Origin of the sequence: Luteitalea sp. (assembly GCA_009377605.1) — a bacterium.
Classification (GTDB): domain Bacteria; phylum Acidobacteriota; class Vicinamibacteria; order Vicinamibacterales; family Vicinamibacteraceae; genus WHTT01.
Map to the genome: position 1 here is coordinate 18,844 of WHTT01000040.1, position 17,066 is coordinate 35,909.

Annotated in this window: 12 protein-coding genes; 4 read left to right on the forward strand and 8 right to left on the reverse strand. The window is 66.1% G+C overall.

The window, feature by feature from the left end:
* Positions 1 to 10: 10 nt before the first annotated feature.
* The gene (locus GEV06_14695; protein ID MPZ19143.1) at positions 11 to 2,614 is read right to left on the reverse strand and encodes an FtsX-like permease family protein; all 2,604 of its coding nucleotides are present in this window, start codon (positions 2,612 to 2,614) and stop codon (positions 11 to 13) included.
* Positions 2,615 to 3,083: 469 nt separating this feature from the next.
* Positions 3,084 to 4,283 (reverse strand): hypothetical protein, encoded by a 1,200-nt coding sequence (locus GEV06_14700; protein MPZ19144.1) that lies wholly within the window; start codon positions 4,281 to 4,283, stop codon positions 3,084 to 3,086.
* Between the two features lie 185 nt (positions 4,284 to 4,468).
* Between GEV06_14700 and GEV06_14705 the strand changes: the two genes are divergently transcribed.
* Complete coding sequence (locus tag GEV06_14705; GenBank protein ID MPZ19145.1) at positions 4,469 to 6,595, forward strand: hypothetical protein; 2,127 nt, start codon at positions 4,469 to 4,471, stop codon at positions 6,593 to 6,595.
* A 32-nt stretch (positions 6,596 to 6,627) separates the two neighbouring features.
* Here the strand turns inward: GEV06_14705 and GEV06_14710 are convergent, their stop codons facing one another.
* Genes GEV06_14710 through GEV06_14720 form a run of 3 tightly spaced genes read right to left on the reverse strand, consistent with a single transcriptional unit; the run spans position 6,628 to position 12,424 of the window.
* Positions 6,628 to 9,300, reverse strand: a complete 2,673-nt coding sequence (locus GEV06_14710; GenBank protein MPZ19146.1) for an FtsX-like permease family protein — start codon at positions 9,298 to 9,300, stop codon at positions 6,628 to 6,630.
* Positions 9,301 to 9,338: 38 nt separating this feature from the next.
* Positions 9,339 to 12,065, reverse strand: a complete 2,727-nt coding sequence (locus tag GEV06_14715) for an FtsX-like permease family protein (protein MPZ19147.1) — start codon at positions 12,063 to 12,065, stop codon at positions 9,339 to 9,341.
* Positions 12,062 to 12,424: a PadR family transcriptional regulator gene (locus GEV06_14720; protein ID MPZ19148.1), complete on the reverse strand. Its 363-nt coding sequence runs from the start codon at positions 12,422 to 12,424 to the stop codon at positions 12,062 to 12,064. The genes GEV06_14715 and GEV06_14720 overlap by 4 nt, the downstream gene beginning before the upstream one ends.
* 47 nt (positions 12,425 to 12,471) lie before the next feature.
* On the opposite strand from GEV06_14720, the gene GEV06_14725 reads away from it, so the two are divergent.
* The 3 genes from GEV06_14725 to GEV06_14735 are packed head-to-tail and all read left to right on the forward strand — an operon-like array spanning position 12,472 to position 14,234.
* Positions 12,472 to 13,065: a PspC domain-containing protein gene (locus GEV06_14725; GenBank protein ID MPZ19149.1), complete on the forward strand. Its 594-nt coding sequence runs from the start codon at positions 12,472 to 12,474 to the stop codon at positions 13,063 to 13,065.
* Positions 13,049 to 13,435, forward strand: coding sequence for a hypothetical protein (locus GEV06_14730; protein MPZ19150.1), 387 nt, complete (start codon positions 13,049 to 13,051; stop codon positions 13,433 to 13,435). The genes GEV06_14725 and GEV06_14730 overlap by 17 nt, the downstream gene beginning before the upstream one ends.
* Before the next feature lie 19 nt (positions 13,436 to 13,454).
* Positions 13,455 to 14,234, forward strand: a complete 780-nt coding sequence (locus tag GEV06_14735; GenBank protein MPZ19151.1) for a peptidoglycan DD-metalloendopeptidase family protein — start codon at positions 13,455 to 13,457, stop codon at positions 14,232 to 14,234.
* On the opposite strand, the gene GEV06_14740 is transcribed toward GEV06_14735, so the two are convergent.
* The 3 genes from GEV06_14740 to GEV06_14750 all read right to left on the reverse strand — a co-directional run bounded on the left by GEV06_14740 (position 14,228) and on the right by GEV06_14750 (position 16,945).
* A complete protein-coding gene (locus GEV06_14740) occupies positions 14,228 to 15,532 on the reverse strand; it encodes a hypothetical protein (protein MPZ19152.1) in 1,305 nt (434 codons plus the stop codon). The genes GEV06_14735 and GEV06_14740 overlap by 7 nt on opposite strands.
* Before the next feature lie 31 nt (positions 15,533 to 15,563).
* Positions 15,564 to 16,556 carry a D-2-hydroxyacid dehydrogenase gene (locus tag GEV06_14745; protein ID MPZ19153.1) on the reverse strand — a complete coding sequence of 331 codons (993 nt, stop codon included), beginning with the start codon at positions 16,554 to 16,556 and terminating at the stop codon, positions 15,564 to 15,566.
* A gap of 188 nt (positions 16,557 to 16,744) precedes the next feature.
* The gene (locus GEV06_14750) at positions 16,745 to 16,945 is read right to left on the reverse strand and encodes a hypothetical protein (protein MPZ19154.1); all 201 of its coding nucleotides are present in this window, start codon (positions 16,943 to 16,945) and stop codon (positions 16,745 to 16,747) included.
* Positions 16,946 to 17,066: the final 121 nt, after the last annotated feature.

The window sequence follows — 17,066 nt, forward strand, 5'->3', positions numbered from 1 at the left end:
CGCTTGCCTTCTATTCCGTACGCAGAGCCGCCATGGGCGAAACGCGCGAGGCGCGAAACGCTGGGATGAAGCCGGCAGCCACGGCGACGAGCAGCAGGATCGCTGCCGTGCCCGCGTACGTCCATGGATCGCTCGGGGTAACCGCGAAGAGGATCGAGGAGAGGAGCGAAGACAGCGTGATGGCACCGACGAGCCCAATGGCGGCGCCGAGCAGCGTCAGCCGCAGGGTATCCGCGACAACGCTGGCGCGGATGTTTCGCCTCGACGCTCCCAATGCCATGCGGATGCCGATCTCGGGTGTGCGCCGCGCGACGGAATAGGAGATGACTCCGTAGATACCGATGGCGGCAAGCAGCAGCGCGGTTGCCGCAAAGGCGGTCAGCACGTTGACGAAGAAGCGTCGCGGAGAGAGCGCGCGGTCGACGATTCCCTCGAGGGACCGGAAGCCGGCAGTCGGAAGGTCTGGGCCAACCTGCGCGAGGGCGGCCCGCAAAGCCGGGACCACGTCGGCGAAGGAACGCCCCGTCCTCACGACGAGACTCGGTGACATCGTCCCGCGCTGAAGTATCGGAAGGTAGAATTCAGGTCCCGCTGATTCCTCGACGGTCAGGTGGCGCACATCGGCGACGACTCCTACAACCTGCCGCTCGTCGTTGCCGACCTGTAGGGCTTCCCGCAACGGATCCCCGTTGGGCCAGAGCTGCTTGGCGAGCGTCTCGTTGACGATTGCGACAGGTTGGTGACTCGTATCGTCACTGTCCCTGAACTCCCGCCCGGCAACGAGCGGGGTTTGCATCGTTTCGAACAGGCCGGGGCCGATGATCTTGACCAGCGCTCCCACGGTTTCCTCGGGCGGCTGGCCTTGTGCCCGAACACCCCAAGTCCGATTGCTATCGAGCGGAACGGCATCGGTGATCGATGCGGCCGCAATGCCGGGAACATCTCGGGCCGCCGAGACAAGCCCTCTCATGTAGGCGAGAAACTTCTCTTCCGTGTCGATGTTCTCGCCGGCGTCGACGCGCAGCGCGTAGGTGCGTTCCGGTGCAAAGCCCAGGTCGACGTCGAGCACATGGAGGAAGCTGCGTAGGAACAGTCCGGCACCAACAAGCAGTACGCACGCAAGCGCAACCTCCGACACGACGAGCAGGGAACGTACGAACCGATGATCACGTCCTTCGCTCGAACCGCGGCCGCCCTCCTTGAGCGCTGCGCCGACATCGCCACGGGCAGCCGCAAGCGCGGGCACCAGGCCGAACAACAATGCGGTGAGCACCGTGACGCCAACGGCGACGCCGAGCGCCACACCGTTGATCTCCACGCCCCGGAGCAGCGGGATACTCAGACCCTCGAGCTGGCGGACGTAGCCCACGGCAACGTAGGAAAAGACAACGCCGAGCCCACCTCCCAGGATCGACAAAACGACGCTTTCGGTGAGCAGTTGGCGCACCAGACGCCCGTGTCCCGCGCCAAGCGCGCCGCGCAAGGCCATTTCTTTGTGGCGGCTGGCGGCGCGCGCGAGCAGGAGGTTGGCGAGGTTGACGCACACGATCAACAGCACGAGGCCAACGGCGGCCCACAGCGTTAACATCGGCTGGCGCATGCGCCCAGTGACCGACTCGCGGAGAGGCTCCAGAATCGCGTTCGCCTCACCGATCTCGGGGTGCTCACGCCTGTGACGCTCGATCACGGCGGCGGCCTCCGCCTGCGCGGCCGCGAGCGGGACGCCCGGCTCGAGTCGTCCCAGGATCGCCATGGTATTGCCCCAGTCGCGGACGACATCGAAGACCACGGGCATGTAGATCTCGACCTGGATGCCGGGCGCGAACACCGCTCCAAAATCAAATGCTCGCGGCATGACGCCGACGATCGTCGCGGCGCGATCGTTGACGACAACCGTCCGGCCGATGACCCGAGGATCGGACGAATAGCGCCGCTCCCACAGCGCATGGCTGAGGATGACGGCGCCCGGACCATTCAATTGGGACTCTGCTTCGGTGAACGTCCGCCCGAGCATGGGCGCCACGCCGAGAAAGGGAAAGAAGTTCGCGGGAATCATCACGCCGACAACGCGGTCGGGGTTCGCGTCGCCGGCGAGCTTGTAGCTCGAACGGGCGAAGAACGCCTCGTAGGTGGACATCTCCTCGAAGCTTCGCATCCCGGTTAGCGCTTCGTAGGTCGAGACGGTCGAGGTACGGCCCGAGAGGCCTGGCGTATCCTGATTGATGATCCAGACCAGCCGGTCCGGAGCACGGAACGGCAGCGGCTCGAACAGGAGCTTGTCGATGACACTGAAAACGGCGACATTTGCACCGATGCCGAGTCCGAGGATCAGGACGGCGACTAGGGTGAACGACGGCTGCCGGCGAAGCTGCCGCAGCGCATAACGGATGTCGAGCAGGATGCTTTCGAGCGTTGGCCATTGCCACACTTCGCGGCCGCGCTCTTCCAACGATGTGATGTTTCCGAACTCCCGCCGCGCCATCATCGTGGCCTCTTCACGAGACATGCCCTGCTCAACGAGACCGTCGACCTTCTCCTCGAGGTGTTGTCGCATCTCTTCAGAGAGCTCGTTATAGAGCCGCCGGCGCCCGAGGATTCTCCTGATCCAGTTCATGGCCTCATCGTCCAGGGAAGGTCTCGATAATGTCGCTGCTTCACTCAGCAACCTGACGCAAGTCCATACCTAGACTAAACAAGGTTAAGGGTTGTGTCAACAACGTCCGCGTCTGTCGACCTGGTGGTCGGCCACTGCTCGCCGCACCACCGGCACCGCGTTGGGACACCGGCGGTGGCGACGTCTGGGACCCGCTCGCGCCCAGCACTACGCGGCTCGCGGCGGCCGGCATTCGCATCGGCCCAGACACGGCGACCCCTGATTGGTTCGGCGAACGACTCGACCCTGCGCTATGCCCTCGACGTGCTGCGAGATGGTCCAGCGACTGGAGCCATAGGCGGGAAGATTTCCGCGGGAATGTGAGTGGAGACAAGGCAGAGCCGTGCACAGTCGACTGTCCATCCCGACAAACGTGAGACTCGTGGAGATGTGCAGGAATGAACGGTCGCAGTCCGGGCCAAAGCCCTCGTCAAGCGCGGAGGTCGAACCGGATCTTTGCCTCTTCGGCGAACTTCTTCTCGTCGATGACCAGCCCCACGCCGGGTGCATCCGGAACATGTGCCAGTCCCTCTTTGATGGAGTACCCATCCGCAACGAGGATTTCACTGGACAACGGATCGTGCTCCGCCCGGTAGAAGTTGGGAATCGCACGTCCCACGTGGAGCTGCATGTAGTACCCGACCAGCGAGCCCCAGTTGTGCGGTGCGACACGCAGTCCCTTGGGCTCGCACCATGATGCCTCAAGCAGGATCCCCTCGTAGCCGAAGCGATTCATGTCAGCTTGGTAGATATCGACGGCGATGGCTTCGATGAGCGGTTTGAAGACGTCGAGAGTGTCCTGCGTCTCGCCGTCAGCAACGAGTGTCTTGAGGCCCTGGCTGCGGAGGAATTCCTTGAATTCGAGACACTCCTCGGTTTGCTCCTCGAACATCTCTTCGGCGAACTCGACGTTCAGCTCGCCGATCCTCTCGAAGAGGCGCTTCGCTCCCGCCAGGTCGTAGCCGTTGTTGGCATCGACGCCAATCAGGACGTCGGGGCCGGCGTGGTCGCGAATGACGTCGAGCACAGCGACATCGCGGGCGTCCCCTTCTTCGCGCGGCATCCACTTCGCGCCGCGACCGATCTTTACCTTGAACGCGCGATGGCCGAGTGTTAGGCCCATGTCGATCTCTTCGCGGAACCGGTCCTCCCAGCGATTGGCGTACTGCGGCAGCAGGTCCGCAAAATAGATCGACCCGTCGTAACAGGGGACGCGCTCCGAGCCGCGCGTGCCTAGCAACTCATGCACCGGCTTGTTTCGCACCTTCCCGAGCAGGTCCCACAGGGGCATCGTGCCCGCTCCGAGCGGACTCTCCATGCGGGTCTCCGCCTCACGATAGAAATCGAACGGGTTTCGCCCGAGAAGCTGCGCGGCCTCCTGTTTATTCGCGCGGCAGTTGCCGACGCCGACCAACTTCATGTTCGTCTCGATGCGCAACATGCGGTCGGTCGCCGTGTCGCCATGAACGTCGAGCCGAGAGTTCTTGCCCGCAATCTTGGATCGGCGGGTGGGGAGATCGAACCCGGTGAGACGCGTGACCTTGAGGTCGGAGGGAAGCTCATCGGTACGGACCGCACGCGAGAGCAGCGTGCCGGCAACGAGAGAGACCATGAAATCTCGGCGCCGCATGAGTCGCTAGTATACGCGCTGCGCACAGCTTGACGCCGCAGCTCCTGGCGGCTAGCGTATCTCTTGCGCACCAGGGCGCATCTGTCCGCCAAGGACTGAGTCCACCTGGCGTCGGGCACCATCCAGTTACGACCTTCTTTCGGCCTGTGTGCGGACATCAGGCGCGCTTCGAAGGGAGGTCCGCCATGTCCGCTCAGCGGCTGCCTGAACGGCCCGATCTCGATCAACTCAAGCGTCAAGCGAAGGAGCTTCTCAAGGCGTGGAGGGCAACACCCCCTGCGGGATTGCCGCAGCCTCGGCTGCGAGACGCGCAACGTGCGATTGCCGAGCGATACGGCTTCTCGTCCTGGGACGCGCTCCGGGCACACGTGGAAACGGTCACCGGTGCTTCCAACGCCCTCGACCGGCGCCGTCGACGTGGGATGGACTACGACGATCCGGTGCCGGACGTCATCCTGCTGAAATCCCTCCTCACGCGAGATGTTGCCCGCAGCCTTGCCGAACAGGGTGTATGCGGGGTGAAGCTGGATGCGACCATTTCACCCGATGCCTTCGTCCATCTAACCCATGTGCCAACGCTTCGTCGGCTCGATCTCTCGAATCGCGACGATCTCGTCGACCGGGATCTGGCGTTCCTCGAGCGCATGCCGTGGCTGACCGCCGTCTCGTTGGCGCGATGCCCTCGTATTGGAGATGGAGCCGTCGCGTACCTCCGGCGTCATGAAGCCCTCGAACAGATCAACTTGCAATGGACCGGTACAGGAGACGAGGCGGCGGCGCTCGAAGGCAAGCCCGCACTGTCACGCGTCGTCCTTGGCAGCCGACTCACCGATGCGGGCGCGGCACGGTTGCGCAGCTTCCCTGCGCTCGCCGCGCCCGGCGCTCCGGACACCTTGCTTGCGGTGAGCAGTGCGCGAGCGCTCACCGATCAGGCGCTCGCGTACATCGGAGAGCTGACCGGCGTCGCTGCGCTGGACCTTCACACGTCGGTCTTCGGAAGCCCGCACTACACGGCGCGCGGCGTCGCGCACTTGCGTCACATGACGTCGCTCGAGGAGCTAAACTTCCACGGCCCGTTGGCGACAGATGCGGTGCTGCGCGAGATCGCCGAGATACCACGGCTGCGCCACCTGCACTGTCAGGACATCGCGTCGGGCGACGAGGGGTTCGTCGCGCTCGCGCGGCGAACGACGTTGGAGGTGCTGACCGGGAGGGTCTGCCCCCGCGTGACCGATCGCGGCTTTGCCGTCGTCGCGCGACTGCCGCGACTGCGAAGCCTGGGGCTCGGCGGCCACAGACTGAGCGACGCGGCCGTGGCGCCGCTGGTGGATGCGCCGGCGCTCGAAGACCTTGGACCGACCCTCTTTGGCGATGACGCGTTCTTCTACATTGCTCGCATCTCGCGTTTGCGGAGGCTCACCAACATGTACAATCGGGCGACGACCGACGCCGCAACGCGCCACTTGCGCAATCATCCGCGGCTCGCTCAGTATTCCGCCTTCGGGACGCAGATCACCGACGAGAGCCTGCGCATCCTTGCTGGGTTACCGACCCTGGAAACGCTCGATTTCGAAAGCTGCGCCGGGATCACCGACACCGGCCTGCGTGAGCTGACACGGCTGCCGCGCGTCCGGCGCATTTCTGTCTGGGATTGCGTCAGCGTCAAGGGCACGTGGACGGACTCCGTCGGGCCGAGCATCGAAGCCAAATCCGAGGCTGGACCACCGGCGCATGCGGCGGGGTACCGCGCGGAGACGCTGATGGACTATCCCGACTTGCCGGTGCCTGATGATGCGCAGACTCCGCTGGGAAAGAGTCCTTCGGGCCTCATGTCCAGTCTCGTGTGCTTCGGCGTCCGATCGGCGTTCGGTGGGGAGGGCCTCCGGCTCTCGGTGGATCCTGGTGTGGATACGCGCTGGATCGGCCTCATCACCCGCGACGCCTTCGCCGTACCCGTGCGGATCGAGCTCGTCGTCCGGCCCATCACCGAGCTCCGCCTGCTGTTCGGCGGCCACAATCGCATGCTGGTGTTCGACGAGCAGGGCTACCCGGAAGACGCCGCGCCGTGGTTCCTCAAGCTCGAGACACACAGGGGCCGATTCCACCGCACCCCTCACGCGCGCAGTATTCCGACGGACGAATGGACCCGCGTCACCGTACAGATCGACGACCGTGAGCGCCGCATCTTTACGAGCGGTGTCCTGCGGCACAGTTGGCAAGACGACTTCGCCGGCCTCCGCAGCCGCGTCGGCATCGGGGTGCGGCGGTCGGCACTTACCGTGCGGGACTTGAAGATCGAATCGTTGACGTAATCACCGGCGCCCTGCCCGAGCGGCAATTGGGTCTACTCTTCTCGAAGCGATTGCGCGGGATCGATCCCCAGCACGCGCCGCGCGGGCACATAGCAGGCCACCATCGTGACGAGCGTGAGGCCAAGCGCCACCGCGAGCAGCGTGAGTGGATCGGTGGGTGAGACGCCGACCAGAATGCCTCGAATCAGCCCGCCGGCCGCGTAAATGCCCGGCACGCCGATCAGCAGACCGATGCCGACCAGCAGCGCGCCCTCGCCGAGCACGAGTCGAAGGACGCGCCGGTGATCGGCGCCAAGCGCCAGCCGTACGGCGAGCTCGTGACGACGACGAGTCACGGATCCAGAGACTACGCCGAAGAGCCCCATCGCGGCGAGGAGCAGCGCGCCCAGCGCGAATGCGGCAATCAACACCGCGCTGGTTCGGTGCTGACGCAGGGCGTCACCGACGATCTGGTCCATCGTCCGCACTTCGCCCATCGGTACCCTGGGGTCGACCTGTTGGAGCGCCGATCGGACCCCTGGGATGAGGGCCTCCGGCTGGCGCTCGGTCCGCATCACGAACGACAGGTTCCGGGCCTTGAATGCAGCCGAGTCCTCCGCTCGGACGAACACCTGCGGGCGGCCGTCCTGATGCACGTCATGGAGTCGTGCCTGCTCGACGACGCCGACGATCGTGCGGTCGCCCAGCGAAATCTTCGCGCCGAGCGGGCTTCCGGTCGGAAAGAAATGTCTCGCGAGGTGGCGATCGATCAACGCCTCTCGCACGTCATCGCGGCGCTCGGGCTCGAACGTGCGGCCGGCAAGCAGGCGCATTCCCATGACCTCGACATAGCCCGCGCGAGCGGCCACCTCATCGACCCACAGTAGGTCCCGATCGGCATCGCCTGTGTTCCCGGGCGCACCGGGAATGGTCATCGCCACCTGATTGGGCGGGGACGTGAGCGGCAGTGAGGACGTGGCGCTCACACTGGTGACGCCAGGTATGGCTGCCAACGCGCGCTCGACCCGATCTTGAAACAGGATCGCGTCGGCACGCTCAGGGAAAAACTCCCGGGGACTGCGGACGCGGAAGGTCAAGAGGCCTTCTGGCCTGAAACCCAGGTCGGCGCTGAGCAGCCGCTCGAAGCTGCGCACGACGAGCCCGCCGCTGCTGAGCAGCACGAGGGAGATGGCCACCTGCGCCACGACCATGCTGCGGCGCATGCGACCGTGACCGCCGCCACCGCGCACCGCGCTGCTCGCCAAGAGCGACGAGAGCGACGCGCGCGCCGCCCACATCGCGGGCACCGTTGCGGCGAGGAGACCGAGCAGCACGCCAAGACCAACAATCGCCGCGCCAATGCCGCCGTCCACGCCAATCGCCTCGCGACGCGGCAGATCCAACGGCGCTAGCGCGACGAGCGCCCGAGTCCCCCAGATCGCGGTCAGCGCCCCCAACACACCGCCAATGAAACCTAGCAGCCCGCCCTCGACGAGCATCGCGCGCATGACGGCAATGCCATTGGCGCCCAGGGCGCGGGAGACGGCGAACTCGTGCTCGCGCCGCGCGGCACGGGCGAGCAAGACCGACGTGAGATTCACCATCAGCATCAGCCACAGCAGCGCGCCGGCGGCCCCGAGCACGAGGAGCGCGGGACGAGCTGTCGAGACCAGGTCCGACTCGAGTCCCACGGCATACAGCTTCAGGCCGCGGCCGTTGAAGTCGCGTGCGTCGATGGTACGACCGACGTCGTCCACGGCAGCCGCCACGGCCTGTGGCGCCGCACCGCGCCGCGCACGAATTAGCGCCGAGCAGCAGATGCCCTTCGGACTCTGGGTTGCGAGATCGACGGCGAACGTGATGTAGGCATCGGCGCGCTGCGGTGGGCCGAAGGCGTCGTTCCGTACGAACGCGAAATTCGGCGGCAGGACGCCAATGACCGTGTACGACTGCCCGTTCAGACGCACCGTAGTACCCACCATCGCGGGATCGGCCCCGAACCGATTCCATAGCTCATGGGTCAACACGATGAGATTCGGGCGCCCAGGGCCCATTTCGTTCCAAGCAAAGCCGCGGCCGAGCGCGGGCTCTACGCCGAGCAGCTCGAAGAGGTTCGGCGAGGTGACCGTCACCGCGATCTCCGTCGGGTCAGCGTCCTCCTGCAACGAGAAAATCCCTCCGAGAAACGGCTGGAGACCCGCGGCGTCCTCGATGACGGCGCCGGCCTTCTGTAGCTCCGCGATATCGCTCCCGGCGAGCGCGCCCCGCTGCACATCCAACATCGCGAAGTCGCGCCAGACGTAGTACAGGTTGTGCGGGTCCCGGTATGGCATGGGCTCGATCAAGACCTTCTGGACCACCGTGTACACGACCGCGACCATGCCGAGCCCGACGGTCAGCGTTCCTGCTGTGGCTACGAGAAACGCTGGTGCGCGCACCAGCCGACGGATCGCGAGCTCCGCACCGCGGCCCCAGTTACCGCCGCGCCGCCATGACACCGCAGGTCGCAGGCGTTCGCCCAGACCATTGCGTAGTGCGTCCACTAGCGCGCGCAGACACACACCGATGAGTCGGATTGCGCCGCCGCGGCTCAGCGCTTGACGCGCACGATCACGGTACGCCTCAACGAGTGCGTCCCCCATCTCGTCACGGAAGTCGACCGGGTAGAGACGCAGCAACAGCCTGAACCAGCGCTCCGATGCGTGCATTCGTCGATCGCGCCTCATGTCACCTCCTTCGGCTCGCTGACCCGAGTTGTCAGGGTTCACTCCTCGCGAAGCGATTGCGCCGGATCGATCCCCAACACCCGCCGTGCGGGCACATAGCAGGCCGCCATCGCGACGAGCGTGAGACCGAGCGCCACCGCCAGCAGTGTGAGTGGATCCCCCGGTGAAACGCCGACCAACACTCCGCGAATCAGGGCGCCGGCAGCGTAGATGCCCGGCACACCGATCAGCAGACCGATGCCGACGAGTAGTGCGCCTTCGCGGAGCACGAGTCGCAGCACGCGAGCATGATCGGCGCCGAGCGCGAGCCGCACGGCTAGCTCGTGACGACGGCGGGTTACCGAGCCTGAGACCACGCCGAAGAGCCCCATCGCGGCGAGGAGCAGCGCGCCGAGCGCAAAGCCGGCAATCAACACTGCGCTCATGCGCTGCTGGCGCAGCGCGTCGCCCACGATCTCGTCCATCGTCCGCACATCGCCGAGCACGAGCCGCGGGTCGAGGCGCTGGACCGCCGTTCGCACCTCCGGGATCAGCCTGTGGGGTTCCCGACCAGTGCGCACCACGAACGACAGACCTCGGACGCCCAAGTCCTCGGCCCGGAAGAAGAACTGCGGGCGGCCGTCCTGGTCGACGTCGTAGAGTCGCGCCTGCTCGACGACGCCGACAATTGTCAGCGCCTCATCATCCTCCTCGCCGAACGGAATCTTCGCCCCGAGCGGGCTGCCGGTCGGAAAGAAGTGTCTCGCAAGATGGCCATCGATCAAGGCTTCGCGCACGCCATCGCGGCGCACGTTGTCGAACGTGCGGCCCGCGAGCACCCGCATCCCCATGACCTCGACGTAGCCCGCGCGGGCGCCGATGCGATCGACCAGCGGCGCATCCCGCTCGGCATCGCCGGTGTTCCCGGGGGCGCCCGGGATCCGGGTCGGGCTCTGACCCGCGGAGGCCGTGAGCGGCAGCGAGGTCGCAGCGCTCACGCCGGTGACGCCGGGCAGGGCTTCAAGCGCGTCCTCGACCCGGTCCTGGAGCGCGAGAAGCGCGGCGGTGTCCTCCTGCTCGTCGCCAGCGCCGGATTCGTCGACGTCGGGCGCAGTTTCCGGAAAGAGGTCGGGCGGTATCCGCAGACGCATGGTGAGGAGGCCCTCCGGCCTGAAGCCCGGGTCTGCAGCGAGCAACCGCTCAAAGCTGCGCACGACGAGCCCGCCGGCGCTCAGCAGCACGAGGGACAAGGCGACCTGCGCCACCACCATGCCGCGTCGCATGCGACCGTGACCGCCGCCACCGCGCACCGCGCTAGCCGAGAGCAGGGAGGACAGCGACGCACGCCCCGCCCATGTGGCGGGCACAGTCGCCGCCAGCAGGCCGAGCAGCACCCCTATGCCAATGACAACCGCGCCGATGCCCCAGTCGACGGCCACCGCGTCACGGCGCGGCAGATCCAGTGGCGCAAGCGCGACGAGGGTGCGCGTGCCCCCGATCGCCGCGAGCGCACCCGCCACACCGCCAACGAGACCCAGCAGACCGCCTTCAAAGAGCATGGCCCGAGCCACAGCGACGCCGTTCGCCCCGAGCGCGCGCGACACGGCAAACTCGTGCTCACGCTGCGCCGCACGGGCGAGCAAGACCGACGCGAGATTCACCGCCAGCACGAGCAGCAGGAACATGCCCGCGAACCCGAGCAGGAGAAGGGCAGGGCGAACACGGGACACCAGGTCGGGCTTGAGGCCGACCGAATACAGCTTCAGGCCGCGGCTCTCGAAGTCCCGCGCGTCGACGGCTCGACCGATGGCACCGATGGCAGCCGCGACCCGCTGCGGTGTGGTACCTCGACGCGCGCGAATCAAGCCCGCGTAGGAACCGTTCCCTGGATTCGTTTCCGCGAGATTCATGTCGAACGTGATATACGCGTCGGCACTCTGCGGCGGCCCGAGACTCTCGTTGCGCGCAAACGCGAAGCGCGGTGGCATCACGCCAATGACCGTGTACGGCTCCCCATTCAGCCGCACGTCCGTACCCACAATCGCGGGATCGGCGCCGACCCGGTGCCACAGCTCGTCGGTCAACACAATCAGCGGTGGGCGGCCGGGGCCCACTTCGCTCCGCGCAAAACCGCGACCCAGCGCCGGACGCACACCAAGCAGCTCGAAGAGGTTTGGCGACGTGACCATCACCGCGATCTCGGTCGGGTCAGTGCCTTCCCGCATGGAGAACGTCCGGAGCCCCCGCCCTAGACCCGCCGCGTCCTCGATGACGCCACCGGCCTTCTGCAGTTCCGCGACATCGGTCCCGCCCAGCCAGCCCCGCTTCAAGTCGAAAATGGGTCCGTAGTCGCGCCAGACGAAATACAGGTCGTCCGGATCGCTGTATGGCATCGGTTCGATGAGGATCTTCTGGACCACCGTGTAGACCACGGCAAAGGCCCCCAGTCCCACCGTGAGCGTCCCCACCATGGCGGCGACGAAGAGTGGCGCGCGTATCAGCCGGCGGGTCGCCAACTCCAGGTCTCGGCCCCAGTTGCCGCTGCGCCGCCACGACGCCGCAGGTCGCGCCCGCTCGCCCAAGCCACTGCGCAGCGACTCCGCGAGCGCGGCCATCCACACGGCTGCGAGCCGGATGATGCCACCGCGGCTCAGCGCCTGACGGGCACGGTCTCGGTACGCCTCCACGACCGCGTCGCCCATCTCGTCTCGGAAGTCGACTGGGTAGAGACGCAGGAGGGCCCTGAACCAGCGCGTCGACGCGTGCATCAGGCGATCGCCGCTCATTTCGCCCCCCTTGCCAGCAAGCCGCCGATCCGCGCCGCGCGCGTCAACGCTTCCAACCGCCGCGCCTCCACCCTTGCCACGCGCAGGCCGGTAGCCGTGATGCGGTAATAGTTGCGCCGCTCATCGCCCGCGTCCGGCGCCGGCCGACGGGCCGCCGCCTCAATCAGCCGGCTCTCCACCATGCGGGCCAGTGCGCGGTACATCGTCCCGACATCCGGCACCGTGGTCTCCCCGCGCGCCTGAATGTCCTGGATGATCCCGTAGCCATGTCGCTCACCTGCGGCGAGGCTGAGCAGGATATGAAACTCCACAGGCCGCAGCGGCAGCTGCGCATCGACTCCACGCCGGTCTCGATCCATTCCCATGACGTCCTCGTCCCATCCCTTTGTGAGTGCGTGGAACATATATGCACGACGCATGCATTGTGTGTCAAGTCCCTTGGATGGGAGCCGCCCTCGTCTGTCGAGCTGCCAACGACATGGCGGGCGCGCCGGATCGAACCGCCAACCCTCCCAAATCGTCGAATCTGTCAGGGAGCGTACCCATGCCTACTCGTCGGCTCACCCGCTCGCAAACTGATCGAACAATCGCAGGAGTCTGCTCAGGACTCGCCAACTACCTCGATGTGGATGTGGTGCTCGTCCGTGCCGCCTGGCTCGTCTTTTCCGTCGTGCCCGGCGCAATCGTTGGTGGCGTGCTCGCCTACCTGGCGGCGTGGCTGCTGATTCCGGAATCGACGGAACCGGCGCCGGCACCAGACGAGCGGCGTCTCACGCGATCAGCGACCGACAAGAAGGTCGCGGGCGTGTGCGGTGGTCTCGCGGAGTACTTCGGCGTCGACGCAACGCTCATCCGCCTGACCTGGGTTATTGTGTCGATCCTGGGCGGCGCCGTGGTCGGAGGTGCCATTGCCTATCTCTTTGCATGGCTCATCATCCCGCGGGCGCCCGACTTCGTCTCGCCGACGACAGCGGTAGTCGCAGATGACATGGCCGAGTGAGAATCGACGCGGCTTGGTGCTCATCACCTTGCTGTTGGCCGGCGCAGTGAGTGCCTCGGGCGGCGCAGCACGGAACCTGCAACAGTCGTTCGACATGCAAGTGCCGGTGCCTCCGAGCTCCGTACCGGTGAACGGACGCCCGCAGCTCGTATACGAGCTGCACTTGACCAGCTTCGCTCCGCAACCGCTGCACCTGCAGGGTCTGACTGTCCTTGATCCGCAAACCAATAAGACAATCGCGGAGCTGCACGGCGACGCCCTGACACAGCAAGTGGCGCAGCCGGGCGCGGCATCCGCAGACGTGGACCAGCTCGCCATCGCAGCGGGCGCGCGAGCCGTGGTCTACCTCGAGCTCGAACCTTGCGAGTGACGAAGCACCTCCGTCGGCGCTGGCGCATCGAGTCGAATACACGAACGCCGGCGCGGCGGGCACGGTCCAGGGCGCCCACATCCAGGTGCGGGACGAATCACCACCGGTACTGGGTCCGCCGCTCCGTGGCGGACCGTGGGCTGCAATCCACCACCCCTCGTGGGCACGCGGACACCGCCGCTTCCTCTATGCCGTCGACGGTCGCGCACGCATCCCAGGCCGCTTCGCGATCGACTGGGTGCGGCTCGATGCGAAAGGCCGCAAGGCGCGTGGAGACCAGGACGTGATAGCCAACTGGCTCGGCTACGGCGCCGACGTGCTGGCGGTCGCGAACGCCACCGTCGCGGCTACGCGAGACAACGTCGCGGAAAGTGCGCGGATCTCGACACACCCAACGCATCCCCTGCAGGACGCGACTGGAAACTACGTCGCACTTGATCTCGGCAACGGCCGCTATGCATTCTATGAGCACCTCGAGTCGGGCAGTGTGCGCGTGGCGCGGGGCCAGCGCGTTCATCGCGGTCAGGTGATTGCGGGGCTTGGCTTCACCGGCCATTCCACGGGCCCACACTTGCACTTCCACGTCGCCGACGCCAATTCGCCTCTCGGTGCGGAAGGCATGCCGTTCGTCCTGGAGCGCTTCGAAGTCTTGGGTTCCTACGAGGACATCGACTTGCTGGGCAAGGCGCCTTGGACACCGCTTGGCAATGCAGCCAAGTCCATGCGCACCGCAGAAAGGCCAGCACCGAACGTCGTCGTCTCGTTCGACATCGACGAGAGCTCCGGGCGCAATCAGTAGCCCTCGAGGAACTCGACCAGCGCCACGACCGAGCTCGCGGCCGCGTACAGCGCGAGGACAAAGAGCAGCGCCATGACGATGTTCTCCCACGGGCGCGTGCGGAAGCGCGGGCCAATGAAATGTGAGCTGGCGGTGATGCGCCACAGCCCTCCCGCAAGCAGCGGCACAATCACCACCTGCGCGCCGTTGGCCATCAGCGTCAGCATCACGAAATCCGGCATGCCCGGAAGCGCCCAGATGAGCGGCGGTACGAGGAACCAGACAACGAGGACCCGATAGACTGCATGCTGCTGGAGCGTCGTCGTCTCCGGCGCAGAGCCGACACGCCAGCGGAGCCACGCGTGCGTGCCCAGCGTCGCGAGACCAGTGGCGTGACCCAGAATCGACGTGAAGATCGCTGCGAAGATGCCGACGTAGAACAACGATCGTCCCCACTCGCCGATCACGTCGCTGACGAGCGTGGGGAGGTCATCCAATGAATGGATCTGCCGATCTGGGTAGAGCAGCTCGGCGGCGAGGGCCCACACCGCCAGGTTGAGCACGAGCATGGCCGTCGTCGCCAACAGGAAGTCATAGAGCTGCACGCGGCGATACTGCGGTCCGCGCCAGCCTTTCGCGTCCAGGAAGTACGGGTATACGAGGTTCATGATCGAGCCGCCGATCGCGCCGATCATCGCCACGCCAATGAGCAGCGGATTGAACCGGCCTTGCGCATCTGGCATCTCGAAGCGGTAGAGCCCCTGCAGCACGCCCAGCGGGCTCAGGCCGACAAAGATGGCCGAACCTACGAACGAAATCGAGAGCAGTGCCAGACAGACCTTGAAGACACGCTCGAGAGGGCCGTAGGCGGGCCGGAACACCAGTGCGAACGCGATGGCATTGCATCCCAACGCCCAGAGCCACGGCTCGCCCACAGCAAACAGGTTCGCACAGACTTCGCCGAGGCCGACGGTCATGTACGCTCCGTAGACGTGCGCCATCACGACCGCCGCAATCGCGAGGACAGGCGCGCAGGCCGGGTGCAGGCGGCAGAGCCCGTCGATCACGCTCTCGCCGTGCTGATTGCACAGGTGATAGCGCGCTATGAGCGACACGAGCACGAACCGCATGAACACGGCCAGCACGAGCACCCACATCAGTGAGTACCCGTAGTTGGCGCCGGCCACGCCCATATCGACGACATCCCCGGCGCCCAGCCAGGTCAGCACGATCACGATGCCTGGACCGAAGGATCGGAGGTACTCGAGAGCCGTGCGCGGCACCGGGGCCAGCGAGGGTTCGACTCGATTTGGGCTCATGAGGCACCTTGCCCGAGGGTCCTCACAAAGGTCACCAGATGCGGTCGATCAGCGTGCGCCCGCTGGTGAACCGTTCGAGGTTGCCCAGGAAGTGTCGAACCTGGTGTCCCCGCTCATCGGCCTGGCCGCCGGCCAAGTGGGGCGTGATGTAGCAGCCGGCCGTGCGCCATAGAGGATGGTCAGGAGGCAGCGGTTCGGGATCTGTGACGTCCAGCCACGCGGCATCAAGGTGTCCACTGTCCAGCGCAGCGATGAGCGCATCCTGGTCCACCGTGGAACCGCGGCCCACGTTGTAGAACCGCGCGCCCGAGGGAAGCTGCGCGAGACGTGGGGCATTGACGAACCGTGCCGTGTCGGCGCCGCCCGGCAGCAGGTTGACGAGGTGATCGGTGCGGGCAAGCTCGGCGTCGAGGGCATCAACGGTGATGATGCGCACCGGCTCGTCACCCACGACTCGCCGTCGAACGGCGGTGAGATGGAGGTCGAACGGCGCCAAGAGCTCGGCAAGGCGGCGCGCGATATGACCCCAGCCGAGGATCAGCACGCGTTGTTGCGACAGCTGCCGCATGCGGGGCCGCAGCTCCGCGAATGTCCAGCGGCGATCGCGCTGGGCGTCCATCGCGGCCGGCAATGCGCGGTTGGCCGCGAGCATCATTGCCAGCGTGTGCTGCGCGCACGCGTCGGCATAGACGCCGCCGACGTTGGTCATGGGCACGGCCCTGCTCGTCAGGGCCGCCCGCAGGTCGGCGCGGTCGTAGGCTTCATAGCCGGCGCTCGCGATCTCGACCCAGCGAATCCGATGACTCGCGAGCAGCGCGTCGACCGGCGGCTGTCCGAACACGATGGACGCCTGGTCGAGCCACGATCGCGAGAGCTCCGACGATGTCGCACCGTCGACCAGATGCAGGGTATGACCGGCGACGGCGTCAACCAGCAGCTGACGACGAGACGACGCAGCAGGGCCGAACGGGACGTTGCACCAGATGATGAGTGGCTGATCCATCGAGTGTGTCGCGGCGCTCACGGTGGAAGGGGCTGTCTCTGCTCGAGCTACGGGCGCCCGCACATTATAGCGATCGAGACTCAGCCCTGGAGGATCAACGGCAGAGCGCGCTCGGCTAGCAGAGATCGTATACGGTGTGACAAAGACTCGTTCTGGAACGACCTCGGCACAGCTCTTGTGCCATAACCGGCATCCAGCCACGGATAGAGTCAGGCGCCACTGTTCGCGGCGGGCCCATCTTCATCGTCCACGCTCTGCGACGAGTCGGACAACATCGGACGCTCGCATATCTCGCGAATGTCTTGAACATGACCATTCCTGAAGCGAATGCGAAACTGCGTCCACCGGTAGTCGGGATCGCCGTGCTCTCCGTCGTGTCCATCGATATCTACCGTGTCGAATATGCCCATCTCATGACCTCCTTCCTTGATGCGCCGCCCTTTCAGCGGCCGCCCGACGCCCAGCCTACCCGTCCAGGATCGTTGCGACGACGACGATAACATCGTCTGCCCGCAGGAGGTCAAGCGGGCA

Coding starts and splice junctions, on each gene's coding strand:
- GEV06_14695 (MPZ19143.1), bottom strand. CDS start 2,614: ATGAACTGGATCAGGAGAATCCTCGGGCGCCGGCGGCTCTATAACGAG.
- GEV06_14700 (MPZ19144.1), bottom strand. CDS start 4,283: ATGCGGCGCCGAGATTTCATGGTCTCTCTCGTTGCCGGCACGCTGCTC.
- GEV06_14705 (MPZ19145.1), top strand. CDS start 4,469: ATGTCCGCTCAGCGGCTGCCTGAACGGCCCGATCTCGATCAACTCAAG.
- GEV06_14710 (MPZ19146.1), bottom strand. CDS start 9,300: ATGAGGCGCGATCGACGAATGCACGCATCGGAGCGCTGGTTCAGGCTG.
- GEV06_14715 (MPZ19147.1), bottom strand. CDS start 12,065: ATGAGCGGCGATCGCCTGATGCACGCGTCGACGCGCTGGTTCAGGGCC.
- GEV06_14720 (MPZ19148.1), bottom strand. CDS start 12,424: ATGGATCGAGACCGGCGTGGAGTCGATGCGCAGCTGCCGCTGCGGCCT.
- GEV06_14725 (MPZ19149.1), top strand. CDS start 12,472: ATGCACGACGCATGCATTGTGTGTCAAGTCCCTTGGATGGGAGCCGCC.
- GEV06_14730 (MPZ19150.1), top strand. CDS start 13,049: ATGACATGGCCGAGTGAGAATCGACGCGGCTTGGTGCTCATCACCTTG.
- GEV06_14740 (MPZ19152.1), bottom strand. CDS start 15,532: ATGAGCCCAAATCGAGTCGAACCCTCGCTGGCCCCGGTGCCGCGCACG.
- GEV06_14750 (MPZ19154.1), bottom strand. CDS start 16,945: ATGGGCATATTCGACACGGTAGATATCGATGGACACGACGGAGAGCAC.